Here is a 16270-nt window from a genome sequence, read left to right as displayed (position 1 = left end):
GGGTGCGCCGCCGCTCCGCTCACCCCAGATCCTGCAGGTGGCGCGCGGCGATGAGCGAGGCCGCCGTGCGGTTCTCGACGCCGAGCTTGGCGTAGATCCCCTCGAGGTGCTTCGTCACCGTGCGGGGGCTCAGGCCCAGGATCTCGCCGATGTCGCGGCTGGCCTTGCCGCGCGACAGCCACAGCAGCACCTCCGCCTCCCGCCCGGTCACGGGCAGGCGCGCGCGCAGGCGCTCGATCCCGGCCTCCACGGGGTCGCGGGCGAGGCGCAGCAGGATCTCGTCGCCCGTGCCGCCGATGAAGCTCAGGGTGTGGGCGACGCCGTCGCGGTCCGTCAGGGTCAGGGGCGCCGAGACCGTTCCGGCGACGGAGCCCCACAGCCAGTCCCGCCCCTGCGGCGGCAGGCCGCCCGCGCCCGGGTCGCCGAAGCCCGCGAGCAGGCGCGCCGCCTGGGGGGTCGACCACAGCACCGCCCCCTGCCCGTCCACCGCGAACAGGGTGCGGCCGGTGGTGTCGAGGGCCGCGCGCGCGCTCTGGGCCGCCCGGGCGCCCGCGAGGTGCACCCGGATGCGCGCCAGGATCTCGTCCGGCGCGATGGGCTTCGTCACGTAGTCGACGCCCCCCGCCTCCAGGCCCTTCACGATGTGCTCGGTCTCCGACAGGCCGGTCATGAAGATTACCGGCACGTGGGCGAGATGACCCTTGGCCTTGAGGTGGCGGCAGGTCTCGAACCCGTCCATGCCGGGCATCACCGCGTCGAGAAGGATGATGTCGGGGGTGATCTCGTCGACCAGCGCCAGGGCGAGGTCGCCCGCCACCGCCACGAGCACCGTGGCGCCCGAGCGCTCGATGGCGTCGGTGAGGAAGCTCAGGGTGTCGGGGGAATCGTCGACCACGAGGACGATGTCGCGCTGGGGCTCACGCATGGCCGGCGGGCTCCGGCTCGGCCGCCGTCGCGGGCGTGTCTTCGTTCACTGACCCGTGCTGGGCCGCGGGCGCTTCCTGAGCAGCGGGCGTGTCCTGAGCCGCAGGCGCTTCCTGGGCCGCGGACGTGTCCTGGGCCGCGGGCGCTTGCCGCAGTGCTTCGAGCACGCTCATGACGCGGCGCAGATCGTAGGCCGCCACGAGGCCGCGCATCCGCGCCAGGAACGCGGACGGCGGATCGGGCTCCTCCGCCATCCGCGCGAGCTTGGCCTCCAGGCCGCGGACGTGGCCGATCCGGGCGAGGCGCAGGAGATCCGCCACGGCGTCCGGCCGGGGCGGCGGGCCCGCTTCGTCCGCGGCGGCGGGCGGCGTGTCGGACGCGGGCGCCGGGTCCGGCGCGCTCCAGGCGAGGCCGAGCAGACCGGTGACGATCTCCAGAAAATCGCGCAGGTCGAACGGCTTGGCGATGATGGCGTCGTGGGGCGCGTCGTGCCCGCGCGACGGGCTGATCTCGTGGACGTTGGCCGACATCATGGCGATCCGGGCGGTCTGGCCGGCCTCACGCAAGGCCCTGGCCAGGACCCAGCCGGTCATGCCCGGCATGGCGATGTCGAGGAGGAACAGATCGGGCGGATGCCGGGCGGCGAGGTCGAGGCAGGCGGGGCCGTCGGCGGCCTCGATCACGATGAGCCCGAGGGGTTCGAGGATGTCGCGCATGAGGCCGCGATGGGCGGCGTCGTCGTCGGCGACCAGGATGGTGCGGCGCGCACCCGTGTAGGTCCGCGGCACCGCGGACGCCTGGGCCGCCAGCCGCACGGGTTTCGGCCGCGCCACGGAGGCGAGCATGAGGCGCAGGCGAAAGCAGGTGCCCTGCCCCACCGTGCTTTCCACGGTGATCTCCCCGCCCATGATCTGGGCCAGCAGGTGCGCGATGGTGAGCCCGAGGCCGGTGCCCGGGGTGGTCAGCGCCGCCGCCATGGAGCCGCGCTCGAACGGCTCGAACACCCGCTGCAGATCGTCGGCCGGAATGCCGAGGCCGGTGTCGCGAATCGTGAACACCGCGATCTGGCTGCGATAGGCGAGGTCGAGGGCGACGTGTCCCTTCGGCGTGAACTTCACGGCGTTCGACAGGAGGTTGAGCAGGATCTGGCGCAGGCGCTTCTCGTCGGTGGCCACCACCACCGGCAGGGTGTCCGGCCGGGTGAAGCGGAAGTCGAGGCCGGCGCCCTCGGCCTGCAGGCGGATCATGTCGCCGATCTGATCGAGGAAATCCGAGAGCCTGATTTCATCGCGATGAATCTGCAGGCGACCCGCCTCCATGCGGGAGATGTCCAGGAGCCCGTCGATGAGCCCCGACAGGTGCTGGGCCGAGCGCCGGATCACCCGGATGCCGTTCTGGCGCGGCGCCGGGATGGAAGGATCGCCCTCCAGCAATTGCGCGTAGCCCAGCACCGCGTTCAGCGGCGTGCGCAGTTCGTGGCTGATGCCGACCACGTAGCGGCTTTTCGCGAGGTTCGCCGCCTCGGCCGCTTCCTTGGCCTGCTGGAGCTTCAGGTCGGTGATCTTATGGGCGGCGATCTCGGCTTGGTAGAGCCCGGTCTGGCGGGCGGTCTCCTCCAGGGCGACGTGGCGGCTCTCCTGGGCGAGCACGAACAGCCACGCGACGATGCCGAGGATCACGATGAGGATGAGGAATACGGAGGTGAGCGCGGCGGCCAGCATGTCCCGGTGCTCGGGGTGCTCCGAGACCGCGCCCGCATGGACGATGCCGAGGATCAGCGCCACGGCGCTGACCAGTGTGAGCATCAGGGCGAGGTAGCGCCCGAGCGGTGCGCCGATCCAGATCGCCGTGCGGGCCGGCAGGACGCGTGCGAGGACGCCCTGCGCCTGGGCATCGAGGCGACCGTGCGGCTTGCACAGGTCGCCGCAGCGGGCATCGAGGGAGCAGCACAGGGAGCAGATCGCCCCGCCATAGGCCGGGCACTCGGCCATGTCCTCGGGCTCGAACGGATGCTCGCACACCCTGCAGGTGATGGCGGCCGCGCCGTTCCAGTCGGTTTTCGGGGTTCGCGCGAGGTAGTAGCGCCCGCCCGTGCCCCACGCGATGGCGGGGGCGGCGGCGAAGGCGACGACGAGGGCCAGCATCGGGCCGAACGGCGTGAGCGTGACGCCGAGCCAGCCGAGATGCGCGGCGAAGCCAGCGCCCATGGACAGGGCCATGGCACCCGTGCCGACGGGGTTGATGGCGTAGAGGTGCGCCCGCTTGAACTCGATGCCGGGGGGCGACAGGCCCAGCGGCTTGTTCACGGCGAGATCGGCGCTGAGCGCCCCGACCCAGGCCGAGACCACCACCGCGTAGAGGCTGAGGGTGCTGGCCAGGGTCTTGTCGATGCCGAGTTCCATGAGCAGGAGCGCGATGGCGACGTTGAACACCAGCCAGACCACGCGGCCCGGATGGCTGTGGGTGAGGCGGGAGAAGAAGTTCGACCACGCGATGGAGCCCGCATAGGCGTTGGTGACGTTGATCTTGATCTGCGAGACCACGACGAACACGGTCATCAGGGCGATGGCCCAGGGGCCCGGCGCGACCACGTAGCCGAAGGCGATCGTGTACATCTGCGTCGGTTCCGCCGCCCGGTCGGCCGGCACACCGTGGCGCAGGGCCAGGATGGCGAGGAACGAGCCGAGCAGGATCTTGAGGAAGCCCGGGACGATCCAGCCCGCCCCCGCACCGAGCACGGCGGCCCACCAGCGGCGCTCCCCGCCGGGTTCCATCGCGGGGACGAATCGCAAAAAGTCGACCTGCTCGCCGACCTGCGCGAGCAGCGCCAGCAGGATGCCGGTGGCGAGGCCGAATCGGGCGAGATCGAACTCGCCGGCACCGGTTTCCCCGGCATGGCCGAGCCACTCGCCCACGGGCGCCCCCCCCTGCCAGGCGATGCAGGCGAGCGGCAGCAGGTTGAGGACGATCCACAGGGGCTGGGTCCAGATCTGGAACCGGCTGATGAGGGTGATGCCGTAGATCACCAGCGGAATCACCGCCACCGCGCTGACGAGGTAGCCCAGCGCCAGGGGCAGGCCGAAGCACAGTTGCAGGGCCATCGCCATGATGGCCGCCTCGATGGCGAAGAACAGGAACGTGAAGCTCGCATAGACCAGCGAGGTCACCGTCGAGCCGATATAGCCGAAGCCCGCGCCCCGGGTGAGGAGGTCGATGTCCACGCCGTAGCGGGCCGCGTAGGCGCAGATCGGCACGGCGGTGGCGAAGATGATGAGCGCTACCACCACGAGGGCCGCGAGGGTGTTGGTGAAGCCCAGGGCGAGCACCAGGGTGCCGCCGATGGCCTCCAGCGCCAGGAACGACACGGAGCCGAGCGCCGTCTGCGCCACCCGCAGGCCCGACCAGCGCCGCGCCGCCTTGGCGGTGAAGCGCAGGGCGTAGTCCTCCAGCGTCTCGTCGGCGACGAAGCGGTTGTAGTCGCGCCGGATCGGCAGGATGCGCTGGTGCTGGGGCATGGGTCGGCACGAGGGTAGCACGCGCGGACCCTATTCCCGAGGCGGGGTGAGCCGCATCGCTTGGCTTCGATTCGCGCGTGCGTTCGATGCGCGAAAAGGCCGTCACGATGGGCCTCCGCGCGGGCCCGCTCCATACGCAAGACTGCGTATCGACCGCACCGCACCATGCGGGCTAGCCTTTGCGTATCGATCCACGGCCCTTTCGACGGGCCGGGCGACGACGATCAAGGATTTTGGGCACGATGGCAGAGAGCAAGGGCAACGGCCTGCAATCGGCGCTGCGGCGCAGGCTTCTCATGGGTCTCGCCGGCGTGCCGGCCATCGCGCTGATGCCCCGGATGGCGTTCGCGGCGGGGCCGGCGACGGCCACCGTGAACACCACCGGCCTCGCGGTGACCGACACCGAGGTCACGGTCGGCATCCTGCATTCCGCCACCGGCACCATGGCGATCTCCGAGACCGGCTCGATCCAGGCCGAGAAGCTCGCCATCGCGCAGATCAACGAGGCCGGCGGCGTGCTCGGCCGCAAGATCAAGATCATCCAGGAGGACGGCGCCTCCGACTGGCCGACCTTCGCGGAGAAGGCGAAGAAACTGCTGGTCAACGACCATTGCGCCGCCGTGATGGGCTGCTGGACCTCGGCCTCGCGCAAGGCGGCGCTGCCGGTGTTCGAGCAGTACAACGGCCTGCTGTACTACCCGACTTTCTACGAGGGCCTGGAGCAGTCGAAGAACGTCATCTACACCGGCCAGGAGGCCACGCAGCAGATCCTCGAATCGCTGAACTGGGTCGCCAAGGAGAAGGGCGCCAAGACGTACTTCTTCATCGGCTCCGATTATATCTGGCCCCGCACCTCGAACAAGATCGCCCGCAAGCACATCGAGAACGTGTTGAAGACCAAGGTCGTGGGTGAGGAATATTTTCCACTCGGCCACACGCAGTTCAACTCGGTGATCAACAAGCTGAAGCTCACCAAGCCCGACGTGATCTTCACCGACGTCGTCGGCGGCTCGAACGTGGCGTTCTACAAGCAGCTCAAGGCGGCCGGCATCGACCTGTCGAAGCAGACCCTGCTGACCATCTCGGTGACCGAGGACGAGATCGACGGCATCGGTGGCGACAACATCGCCGGGGCCTATTCCTGCATGAAGTACTTCCAGTCGCTCAAGAACCCCAACAACGAGAAGTTCGTCGCGGCCTTCCACAAGATGTGGGGCGAGAAGACCGTCATCGGCGACGTGACCCAGGCCGCCTATCTCGGACCGTTCCTGTGGAAGATGGCGGTGGAGAAGGCCGGGTCATTCGACGTCGACAAGGTGGCGGCCGCCTCCGCCGACATCGAGTTCAAGGAAGCCCCCGAGGGCTACGTCAAGATCCACCCCAACCATCACCTCTGGTCCAAGACCCGCGTCGCCAAGGCGCTGCCGAACGGCCAGTTCGAGGTGGTCTACGAGAGCAAGGACCTCATCGAGCCGAACCCCTTCCCCAAGGGCTACCAGTAGGACCGCTCTCCGCGCCCGCTGGATCAGGTCCAGTGGGCGCGGGTCCCCTCTCCTTCCAGGAGAGGGAGCGCGTCGCGCCTCTTTCGAGATGACCGCGCCCGCAGCCTCCCACGGCCCAATGCTTGCAACGCGATGGCCGAATCCTTCGGAAGGTCGAAAAGAATGCTCGGCGACTATTCCCTCACGGACCTCAGCTCGATCTTCGTGATGCAGGGCTTCGCCGGGCTGATCCTGTTCTCGGTCTACACCCTGATGGCGCTGGGCCTGGCGATCATCTTCGGCCAGATGGGCGTGATCAACATGGCGCACGGGGAGTTCATGATCCTCGGCGCCTACATGACCTACCTGTGCTCCGGGTTCTTCCAGACCCACCTGCCGGCCCTGTTCCCCGCCTACTTCTTCGTGGCCATGGCGCTGGCCTTCGTGGCGTCCGGGGCGCTGGGCATGCTGGTGGAATGGGCGCTGATCCGCCACCTCTACAAGCGCCCGCTGGACACCCTGCTCGCCACCTGGGGCCTGTCGCTCATCCTGCAGCAGGCCTACCGGACGATCTTCGGACCGCGCGAGGTCGGCGTCGAGTTGCCAAGCTGGCTCATCGGCTCGGTGCAGGTCACCGACACCATCGAGATCCCCATCAACGGCATGTTCGTGATGGCGATCACCCTGCTCATCACCGCCGGCGTCGCGCTCCTCATGTACCGCTCGCGCTTCGGCGCCCAGGTCCGCGCCGTGGTGCAGAACCGGCCCATGGCGGGCGCGGTCGGCATCGACACGGAAAAGGTCGACCGCCTCACCTTCGGCCTCGGCTGCGGCATTGCCGGCGTTGCCGGCTCGGCCTTCACCATGGTGGGCTCGACGGGGCCGACCTCGGGCCAGCTCTACATCGTCGACACCTTCCTCATCGTGGTCTTCGGCGGCGCCGCCTCGCTGCTCGGCACCATCGCGTCGGCCTTCTCGATCTCGCAGACTCAGTCGACCCTCGAATTCTTCCTGTCCGGCTCCACCGCCAAGGTGATCACGCTGCTGGCCGTCGTCGGCATCCTGATGCTGCGGCCGCAAGGTCTCTTCACCCTCAAGGTCCGGCGCTGAGGAGCCCCCCGTCATGACCCGCGCCACCGCTTCGACCGTCCACGACAACCCGTTCATGAAGCCCATGGAGTGGATCAGCCTCGCGCTGCTGGCCGCCGTGATCTTCCTCGTGCTGCCGATGCTCCTCGACGCCTTCCGGCTCAACTTGGTGGGCAAGTACCTCACCTACTCGTTCGTGGCGCTGGGCCTCGTCATCTGCTGGGGCTTCGGCGGCATCCTCTCCCTCGGCCAGGGGGTGTTCTTCGGTCTGGGCGGCTACCTCATGGCCATGTTCCTGAAGCTCGAAGCGTCGAGCGTCGAGAACACGAAGATCCAGTCGACGCCGGGCATCCCCGACTTCATGGACTGGAACCAGATCACCGAGCTGCCGTGGTTCTGGAAGCCGTTCACCAGCCTGCCCTTCACGATCCTCGCCGTGATCGTGGTTCCGGCGTTCTTCGCCTTCGTCATCGGCTCGGCCATGTTCCGCCGGCGCGTCGGCGGCACCTACTTCGCCATCATCACCCAGGCCATCGCCGCCATCCTGACGATCCTCATCGTCGGCCAGCAGGGCTACACCGGCGGCATCAACGGCATCACCGACCTGCGCACCCTGAACGGCTGGGACATCCGCACGGACCGCGCCCACAACATCCTCTACTTCGTCAACGGCGGGCTGCTCGTCGCCTGCATCCTGTTCGCCCAATACGTGAAGCGCTCGAAGCTCGGGCGAATCCTCGTCGCCATGCGCGACAAGGAGGACCGGGTCCGCTTCTCCGGCTACCCGGTGGCGAGCTTCAAGACCTTCGCGTTCTGCCTCGCCGCCGTGTTCGCCGCCATCGGGGGCGCGATGTTCACCCTGCAGGTCGGGTTCATGTCGCCGTCCTTCGTGGGCATCGTGCCGTCCATCGAGATGGTGATCTACGCGGCCGTGGGCGGGCGCCTGTCCCTGTTCGGCGCCGTCTGGGGCACGCTCCTGGTCAACTGGGCCAAGACCACCTTCTCGGAGAGCTTTCCCGAACTCTGGCTGTTCGGCCTCGGCGGCCTGTTCATCCTCGTGGTCCTCGCCTTCCCGAACGGTCTCGCGGGGATCTACCGCACCTATGTCGAGCCCCGCCTGACCCGGCGCGTGAAGGCCCTGGAGCCCGCCCCCGCCGTCGCCCTCCCCCACGCGGCCGAGTAGGATTTTTTCGGAATGAACGCCGCGCTGCTCCCCTCGCACATCATCGGTGCCGCCCCGGCGGAGAAGAACTTCCTCCTGGCGGTGGAGGGCCTGACCGTCTCCTTCGACGGGTTCAAGGCGGTCAACGACGTGTCGTTCTACGTCGACCCCAACGAGATCCGGGTGATCATCGGCCCCAACGGCGCCGGCAAGACCACGGTGCTCGACCTCATCTGCGGGCGCACCAGGGCCAGTTCCGGCTCGATCAAGTACAAAGGCACGGAGCTCACCAAACTCTCCGAGAGCGCCATCGTGCAGGCCGGGGTCGGCCGGAAGTTCCAGACGCCGTCGATCTACGACGACCTGACCGTGTTCGAGAACCTCGAGATCTCCTATCCCCGCGGCCGCTCGGTGTTCGGGGCGCTGACCTTCAAGCGCGACGCCGAGGTCCGCGACCGCATCGAGGAGGTCGCCAGCATGATCTTCCTCAAGGACCAGCTGTTGGAGCGGGCCGAGTTCCTCAGCCACGGCCAGAAGCAATGGCTCGAGATCGGCATGCTGCTGATCCAGGACCCCGAACTCCTCATGCTGGACGAGCCCGTCGCCGGCATGAGCGTCGGCGAGCGCATCAAGACCGCAGAACTCCTGAACCAGATCATCGTCGGCCGCTCGGTACTCGTCATCGAGCACGACATGAAGTTCGTCGAGGACATCGCCCACCGGGTCACCGTTCTGCACCAGGGCAAGGTCCTGTCGGAGGGCTCGATGGACCGGGTCAAGAACGACCCCAAGGTCATCGAAGTCTATCTCGGCCACTGAGAGGGAACGGGTTCATGCTCCAGACCACGCCCGGCCCCTCCCCCGCGCCCTCTATCCAAGCGGGCGTCCAGCCGATGCTGGCGATCGGCGATCTCCACGCCGCCTACGGCCAGAGCGAGGTGCTGCACGGCCTCGACATCCAGGTGGCGCCCGGCGAGATCGTCGCCGTGATGGGCCGCAACGGCATGGGCAAGACCACGCTCATGAAGACCCTGATGGGGATCGTGCCGGTCAAATCCGGCTCGATCCGGGTCGACGGCACGGAGGTCGGCGCCCTCAAGAGCCACCAGCGCGTCGCCAAGGGCCTTGCCTACGTGCCGCAGGGCCGCATGATCTTCTCCGCCATGACCGTGCAGGAGAACATCGAGACGGGGCTGACGGTGACGAACGAGCGCCGGGTGCCTGGCGAACTCTACGAGATGTTTCCGGTGCTGCTGGAGATGAAGGGCCGGCGCGGCGGCAACCTGTCCGGCGGCCAGCAGCAGCAGCTCGCCATCGCGCGCGCATTGGCCAGTCGCCCCAAGGTCCTGCTGCTGGACGAGCCGACGGAAGGCATCCAGCCCTCCATCATCCGCGAGATGGGCCGGACGCTGAAGAAGATCCGCGACGCGCGCGGCCTCTCCATCGTGGTCTCCGAGCAGGTGCTGAGCTTCGCCCTCGATGTCGCCGACCGGGTCCTGGTCATCGAGAACGGCCACATCGTCCACGAGTCCCTGCGCGCCGACATCGACGAGGCCCAGGTCGCCCGCTTCCTCTCGGTCTGAGTGTTTCGGGGCCCCACCGGGCCCTCCGACTCCAAAATCACCTCTTGCGCGGCGCCGGATGACCGGCGCGCGCGAACGGGGACGCATGTCCTCACGTCCAGGGCAAGTCCCGAAGTTAGGGAAGGGAGCACGAGACGATGGCAGAGACCCTGATCAAGGTCGATCTCACGCAGTCGGCCTACGACAACAGCATGGTGCACAATCGCTGGCACCCCGACATCCCCATGGTGGCGATGGTCAAGCCCGGCGACGACTTCATCGTCGAGACCTACGACTGGACCGGCGGCTTCATCAAGAACGACGATTCCGCCGACGACGTGCGCGACATCGACCTCTCCATCGTGCACTTCCTGTCCGGGCCCATCGGCGTCGAGGGCGCGGAGCCCGGCGACCTCCTGGTGGTCGACCTCCTCGACATCGGCGCCAAGCCCGAGAGCCAGTGGGGCTTCAACGGGTTCTTCTCCAAGAAGAACGGCGGCGGGTTCCTCGACGAGCACTTCCCCCAGGCCCAGAAGTCGATCTGGGACTTCGAGGGCATGTTCACGAAATCCCGCCACATCCCCGGCGTGCGCTTCCCCGGCCTGATCCATCCGGGCCTGATCGGCTGCCTGCCCGATCCCAAGATGTTGGAGACCTGGAACACCCGCGAGAAGGCCCTGTTCGACACCGACCCCAACCGGATACCGGCTTTGGCCACCCTGCCCTTCGCGCCGACCGCCCATATGGGCCGGCTGAAGGGCGAGGCGAAGGACAAGGCAGCCGCCGAGGGCGCCCGCACGGTGCCGGGGCGCGAGCATGGCGGCAATTGCGACATCAAGGACCTGTCGCGGGGCTCGAAGATCTACTTCCCCGTCTACGTGCCGGGTGCCGGCCTCTCCATGGGCGACCTGCATTTCAGCCAGGGCGACGGCGAGATCACCTTCTGCGGCGCCATCGAGATGGCCGGCTGGGTCCATCTCAAGGTGAGCCTGATCAAGGATGGGATGGCCAAGTACGGGATCAAGAACCCGATCTTCAAGCCGTCGCCGGTCACGCCGAAGTTCGACGATCACCTGATCTTCGAGGGCATTTCCGTCGACGAGCACGGCAAGCAGCACTACCTCGACGTGACCGTCGCCTACCGCCAGGCCTGCCTCAACGCCATCGAGTACCTGAAGAAGTTCGGCTATTCGGGCGCCCAGGCCTACTCGATCCTCGGTACGGCGCCGGTCCAGGGCCATATCTCCGGCGTCGTCGACATCCCCAACGCCTGCGCGACCCTGTGGATTCCGACGAAGATCTTCGAGTTCGACATCAATCCGGGTGCGGACGGGCCGACGAAGTTCCTCGACGGCTCGATCCAGATGCCGCTCTCGCCGGATCTTTGAGCATGCCGGTCTACGATTACAGTTGCGCCGCCTGCGGTCCGTTCACTGTGCTGCGCCCGATGGCGCAGTTTCAGGATCCGCACGATTGCCCGGATTGCGGCTCGGAATGCGGCCGCGCCTTCCTCAACGCGCCGAACCTCGCCTCCATGGATGCGGGCCGGCGCAAGGCCTTCGCCACGAACGAGCGGAGCCAGCACGCGCCCCGCAAGTCCTCCGGCCACGGCCCCGGCTGCGGGTGCTGCGGCAGTGCCAAGCCAACATCCAACCCCACGGCCGCCAAGAGTTTTCCGAACGCGCGGCCTTGGATGATCAGCCACTGACGCGAAGCACCCTCTCCCCTCTGCGGGAGAGGGTGGTCGCGCAGCGACGGGGCGGGACGAAGTCCCGCAAGAGGGGCAGCGCCGCCCTTTCCGGAAACACCTGTGCCGACCCCTCTCCCGCCTGCTCCGCAGGCACCCTCCCCGCGGAGGGGGGAGGGTTCGTCCCCCCTGAGGAGCACATCACGCCATGATGCACGGAGACATCTCGTCCAGCGCCGACAGCGTCGGCGTCGCGGTGGTGAACTACAAGATGCCCCGCCTACACACCAAGATGGAGGTGCTGGAGAACGCAAGCAAGATCGCCGACATGCTGGTGGGCATGAAGTCCGGCCTGCCCGGCATGGACCTCGTGATCTTCCCCGAATACTCGACCCACGGGATCATGTACGACGCGGCCGAGATGTACGAGACCGCCACCACGGTCCCGGGGCCCGAGACCGAGATCTTCGCCGCCGCCTGCCGGAAGGCGAAGGTCTGGGGCGTGTTCTCGCTCACCGGCGAGCGCCACGAGGAGCACCCGAACAAGGCGCCCTACAACACCCTCATCCTGATGAACGATCAGGGCGAGATCGTGCAGAAGTACCGCAAGATCATGCCCTGGACGCCCATCGAGGGCTGGTATCCGGGCGACCGGACCTACGTCTCCGACGGTCCCAAGGGCCTGAAGATCAGCCTCATCATCTGCGACGACGGCAATTACCCGGAGATCTGGCGCGACTGCGCCATGCGGGGCGCCGAGCTCATCGTCCGCTGCCAGGGCTACATGTATCCGGCGAAAGAGCAGCAGGTCCTGATGTCGAAGGCGATGGCGTTCGCCAACAACACCTACGTGGCCGTGGCCAACGCTGCCGGCTTCGACGGGGTCTACAGCTATTTCGGTCACTCGGCGATCATCGGCTTCGACGGGCGGACGCTGGGCGAGTGCGGCGAGGAGGAGATGGGCATCCAGTACGCCGCCCTGTCGAAGTTCCTCATCCGCGATGCCCGCGCCCACGGGCAGTCGGAGAACCACCTCTTCAAGCTGCTCCACCGCGGCTACACGGGCATGATCGCCTCCAAGGAGAACCGCCACGGGCTGTCGGAGTGCCCCTACGACTTCTACCGCCGCTGGATCGAGGACCCGGACGGCACCCGCGACGCCGTGCGGGCCATCACCCGCCCGGGCGTCGGGACGGAGGAATGCCCCATCGAGGGCATTCCGTTCGTCGGCAAGGGCGAGGGCCCGCCGGATCCCCACTGAGCGTCACGGCCGGAACGCCCGCTGCACCGGAGCGCGGACGGGCTTGATCCAGGCCCCCGGGGCTGCGCGCCACGAGCCTCGAACGGTTTTCCCCGATGGCCGCGCCCGACAGCGCGGCCATCGGTGTTTTCCGGCTCGGCCGTTGCGAGGAGCGGTTCCCGGTTGTCCCTCTGCCCTTGCGCGGGTTCCGTCCCGCCGCGGGGAAGGTTTCGCGCGTAAGGTTTTTCCCGACGAAGGTTACCGTTTAAGGCGTAGGATATTTTTGTGGCGGCTCTCAAATAATCGGATTACGCTTTTCTCGGTTCGCGGCTCAGCTTTTCAAAGGGCATTGGGTGGAATGGTGGCGCTGTTGGAAAGGTAATCGATCCAGGATGTGATACACTGACCGCAAAACAATTGCAGTTGCGGTAAGGTTCCGGTTTTTCACCCCAAGGCGTTCAACGGTCGAGGTTGAAGACAAAGGCGGTTTTTACCGTGATAAAAATCACCTAGGGATTGGACGTATTGCCATGACGCAGATATTCGTGCGCCCCGAACAAGCAATCCCCGAGGACATCGACGGTCGGCCCAGACCGGGTTTCGTGTCGTCCGCCCGGCGCGAGGGGCGTGTGCGGAACGAGACCGTAGCCGACGACAAGGCCGACGACATGGCCGCGCTCCTGGCGGAGCACCGAAAGGCCATCGCGCGCGGAACGCGGTCCCCAGCCGGCGCGAACGACGCCGGCGGTTTGTCCCAGGATCTCCACGATTGCGGCGGTTACCACCTCGCCCTGCTCCAGATCTCCCTCAAGCTCCTCGAAGCGTTCGTTCCGGAAGGGCGGGCGCGGGCGCATCTCGACCGCACGAAGACCCAGCTCGCGCGCTTCGCCGCCGACCTCGGGTCCATCGCGGCCGCGCAGCCCTCCGCCCCCCGGAGCCGACCGGATCGCGCGCCGCGCGGCGATGTCCGATCCGGTGCGGAGTGTCGCGACCTCGACGCGTTCCTCACCGAGACCCTGGACGCGTGGTCCCTGGCCTCAGGCCTGCCGGTGGCGTTTCGCTGCAACCGGCCCCGCCTGCGCCTGCCCATCGCCCTCGAGCAGCCCCTGCTGCGGATTCTCCAGGAATCCCTGACCAACATCCTGAAGCATGCCCGCACGGCGAGCCGGGTTTCCGTGGACCTGACCGTGCGGCGCGGCGTCCTCACCCTGACCATCGGCGACGACGGCTGCGGGTTCGATCCCGTCCCCGTCCGGGCGTCCGGTGCCGACGATCCCGCGGCGTCCGGGATGGGATTGCCCGGCATGGCCGCCCGGATGGCCCGGATCGGAGGAAGCCTAGTGGTCGACACGGGGTGTGGGCGGGGCACGCGGATCCAGGCCCGCCTGCGTCTGCCGCACCCGGCCTGACGCGGCGGTGGACGAGACGGCATCCGGGACGAGCGCGGAGACCGGCATCCGGATCGTTCTCGCCGACGACCACCCCGCCATCCTGGCCGGCCTGCGGTCGGTCATCGACGGCACCGACGGCATGCGCGTGGTGGCGGTGGCGAGCACCGGGTCTCAGGCCTTACGCCTGATGCAGGAGTTCGGGCCGAGCGTGGCGGTAATCGACATCGCCATGCCGGACATGACCGGCGTGGTCCTGGCCCGCAAGGTGGCCGCCCTGGCCCTGCCGACGCGCCTCATCGCCCTCACGGCCCACAACGACCGCACCCTGGTGCAGACCGCGTTCGAGGCGGGCGTGCGCGGCTACGTACTCAAGGGTTCACCCATCGACCACCTGCTCCACGCGATCCGGGCGGTGACGACGGAGGGCTTCTACCTCGATCCGACCATCGCCGGGCAGCTGTTCGATCCGCGCGCCGCGCAAGGGCGCCGCCGCGCGCCGACGGAGGACGGGGCCATCCAGCCCGCCCTGACCCAGCGCGAGAGCGAGGTGATCCGCCTCGTGGCGCTCGGCCACACCAACAAGGAGATCTCCGGCCAGATCAACGTCACCACCAAGTCCATCGAGACCTACAAGATGCGCGCCTGCGACAAGCTCGGCATCCGCACCCGGGCGCAGATCGTGCGCTACGCCCGGCTTCAGGGCTGGCTCGCCGAGCCCTGAGGCGGATCGGCGGGGACGTCTGGGGCGGGCGCGTCCAGGCTGGCGGCGAGCACGGGCAGGAACTGCCAGAGGTCGCGGTTGAGCCGGGCGAGCTGGCGGTTGACGTCCGTGAGTTCGCGCACCCGCGCGTCGTCCATGGCCCGCTGGGCGCCGAAGCTGAGGCGGCCGCCATGCTCGACGATCCGCATGGTGTTGGTGTGGGTGATCTCGCCGTGCGCGTTGACCACGGACATGGCGTGGGTGAGGTCGTTGCGCACCTTGGTGGCGGCGTTGAAGCGCCGGATCAGGCGTTCCAGCGTCTGCGCCGTGGCCGGATCGGCGAGCTTCACCGAGGCGAGCCGGCGGATCAGGTCGAGGCGCGCCCGGCTGGTATTGAGGGTGGTGAAGACGATGGCCGCCGTGATCTCGTCCGTGCGCAGGAGCAGCATCAGGACGTAGACGAACACGCTCTCGGTGTTGGACCAGCTCAGGCCGAGATTACCGATGAGGCTGAGGATCTGCGTCTGCCGCAGGGCGGCGTCGCCCTTCGGAGCCTGGAGCGCCTCGAAGTCCGGGGCGGCCGGGAGGTCCGTTCGCATGGGGCCGCTCCTGTTCGGGGCCAGTCTTCTTCGAGGCCAGTCTTTTTCGGGACCGGTCTTCGGCCGCAACGATACGCCGAACCCGCAAGGCTCGCGCGGGCCCCGGCCCGTCATCCGCAAGAATTCATCGGTGGATGATGCGTCGAATCACGTCGTCCGGCATCGATGGTCCGGCACGAAGGAGGTGGCTTGAATTCCGGCGTGGCCGGGCGGACCATCGCGCGCGACCGGCCTCGATCGGTCGGCGGACGCCGCCTTCGAAGAGTCCCGACATGGCGCATCTCACCGACCTGTGGCTCGCCCGGCGCGGGCGCCGGGCCGCCCTGCGGATCGTCCGCCCCTACGTGGAGCGCACGCGCTGGCGGCGCGGCTCCGATCCGGGCGAGGCGTGGATGGAGCCCTACGCCCTGGGCTTCCTCACCTGCCTCGTCACCCTCGTGGCCCGCCCGGTCGTGGGCGGTGCGCCCGGCGAAGTGCTGGGGCTCGTCCAGGCCGAGGCGTGGGCGGCGCTGACCGGCCTGTCGGCGGGGCCCGTCGGCGAGCGCGTCCTCACCCTCAGCCTGGCACAGGACCCGGACTTCACCCTCGGGATGGGCGACGCCCTCCTGTTCCATTCAGCCCATCGGGGCAGCCATCAGGGCTGGACGCCGGACGGGCTCTCCGAGCAGACCGGCGCGCAGACGGTCCTCGATCTGTGGGACAGCCTCATCGGCGTCCAGATCGAGGCCGGGCCACTCCGCGCGACCGCTCCGTAAGCCCTGGATACGCGTCGGCACCCGCAGTGCAAACGCGAGGAGCCGAGCGGTTCTATTGCAGTGCGAAGGGATCGTCCAAGTATTCCCCGGGCGGGAATCCAACTCTCCGCGCGTTCCGGTTTTCCTGACGAAAAGTTTACGTTTTTTTAACACTTACGAACCGCG

14 protein-coding genes are annotated in these 16270 nt (G+C 68.0%); 11 read left to right on the top strand and 3 right to left on the bottom strand.

The window, feature by feature from the left end; translation table 11 throughout:
- Nucleotides 1–19: 19 nt before the first annotated feature.
- Together ASF25_RS13210 and ASF25_RS13205 are read right to left on the bottom strand one after the other, a co-directional pair.
- Nucleotides 20–925 (bottom strand): DNA-binding response regulator, encoded by a 906-nt coding sequence (locus tag ASF25_RS13210; protein WP_056305108.1) that lies wholly within the window; start codon nucleotides 923–925, stop codon nucleotides 20–22.
- Nucleotides 918–4439 (bottom strand): ATP-binding protein, encoded by a 3522-nt coding sequence (locus ASF25_RS13205; RefSeq protein WP_082502680.1) that lies wholly within the window; start codon nucleotides 4437–4439, stop codon nucleotides 918–920. The genes ASF25_RS13210 and ASF25_RS13205 overlap by 8 nt, the downstream gene beginning before the upstream one ends.
- 242 nt (nucleotides 4440–4681) lie before the next feature.
- On the opposite strand from ASF25_RS13205, the gene urtA reads away from it, so the two are divergent.
- The 10 genes from urtA (at nucleotide 4682) to ASF25_RS13155 (ending at nucleotide 14772) form a co-directional block, all read left to right on the top strand.
- The gene (urtA, locus tag ASF25_RS13200; protein WP_056175348.1) at nucleotides 4682–5941 is read left to right on the top strand and encodes an urea ABC transporter substrate-binding protein; all 1260 of its coding nucleotides are present in this window, start codon (nucleotides 4682–4684) and stop codon (nucleotides 5939–5941) included.
- 162 nt (nucleotides 5942–6103) lie between these two features.
- On the top strand, nucleotides 6104–7030 hold the full coding sequence (urtB, locus tag ASF25_RS13195) for an urea ABC transporter permease subunit UrtB (RefSeq protein ID WP_056305107.1): 927 nt from the start codon (nucleotides 6104–6106) through the stop codon (nucleotides 7028–7030).
- Nucleotides 7031–7043: 13 nt separating this feature from the next.
- Nucleotides 7044–8192 (top strand): urea ABC transporter permease subunit UrtC, encoded by a 1149-nt coding sequence (gene urtC, locus ASF25_RS13190; protein WP_056261527.1) that lies wholly within the window; start codon nucleotides 7044–7046, stop codon nucleotides 8190–8192.
- Nucleotides 8193–8204: 12 nt separating this feature from the next.
- Nucleotides 8205–8990, top strand: a complete 786-nt coding sequence (gene urtD, locus ASF25_RS13185; protein ID WP_056261530.1) for an urea ABC transporter ATP-binding protein UrtD — start codon at nucleotides 8205–8207, stop codon at nucleotides 8988–8990.
- Nucleotides 8991–9064: 74 nt separating this feature from the next.
- Nucleotides 9065–9754 carry an urea ABC transporter ATP-binding subunit UrtE gene (gene urtE, locus ASF25_RS13180; RefSeq protein WP_056261650.1) on the top strand — a complete coding sequence of 230 codons (690 nt, stop codon included), beginning with the start codon at nucleotides 9065–9067 and terminating at the stop codon, nucleotides 9752–9754.
- Nucleotides 9755–9891: 137 nt separating this feature from the next.
- Nucleotides 9892–11121 (top strand): formamidase, encoded by a 1230-nt coding sequence (gene fmdA, locus ASF25_RS13175; protein WP_056305105.1) that lies wholly within the window; start codon nucleotides 9892–9894, stop codon nucleotides 11119–11121.
- Between the two features lie 2 nt (nucleotides 11122–11123).
- On the top strand, nucleotides 11124–11441 hold the full coding sequence (locus ASF25_RS13170) for a zinc ribbon domain-containing protein (RefSeq protein ID WP_056175365.1): 318 nt from the start codon (nucleotides 11124–11126) through the stop codon (nucleotides 11439–11441).
- 187 nt (nucleotides 11442–11628) lie between these two features.
- On the top strand, nucleotides 11629–12681 hold the full coding sequence (locus tag ASF25_RS13165) for an aliphatic amidase (RefSeq protein ID WP_056305103.1): 1053 nt from the start codon (nucleotides 11629–11631) through the stop codon (nucleotides 12679–12681).
- 509 nt (nucleotides 12682–13190) lie between these two features.
- Complete coding sequence (locus ASF25_RS13160; RefSeq protein WP_056305101.1) at nucleotides 13191–14069, top strand: ATP-binding protein; 879 nt, start codon at nucleotides 13191–13193, stop codon at nucleotides 14067–14069.
- Between the two features lie 7 nt (nucleotides 14070–14076).
- Nucleotides 14077–14772, top strand: coding sequence for a response regulator transcription factor (locus ASF25_RS13155; protein ID WP_056175373.1), 696 nt, complete (start codon nucleotides 14077–14079; stop codon nucleotides 14770–14772).
- Here the strand turns inward: ASF25_RS13155 and ASF25_RS13150 are convergent.
- Entirely contained in the window at nucleotides 14748–15350 is a 603-nt protein-coding gene (locus ASF25_RS13150; RefSeq protein WP_056305099.1) for a hypothetical protein, read from the bottom strand. The genes ASF25_RS13155 and ASF25_RS13150 overlap by 25 nt on opposite strands.
- A gap of 272 nt (nucleotides 15351–15622) precedes the next feature.
- Between ASF25_RS13150 and ASF25_RS13145 the strand changes: the two genes are divergently transcribed.
- Nucleotides 15623–16105, top strand: a complete 483-nt coding sequence (locus ASF25_RS13145) for a hypothetical protein (RefSeq protein WP_056305097.1) — start codon at nucleotides 15623–15625, stop codon at nucleotides 16103–16105.
- The last annotated feature ends 165 nt before the right edge of the window (nucleotides 16106–16270 follow it).

This window comes from Methylobacterium sp. Leaf100 (assembly GCF_001422845.1).
In the GTDB taxonomy this organism is placed as follows: Bacteria; Pseudomonadota; Alphaproteobacteria; order Rhizobiales; family Beijerinckiaceae; genus Methylobacterium.
The sequence above is the reverse complement of the archived record's forward strand: the minus strand, read 5'-3'. Positions and strand labels throughout refer to the sequence as shown.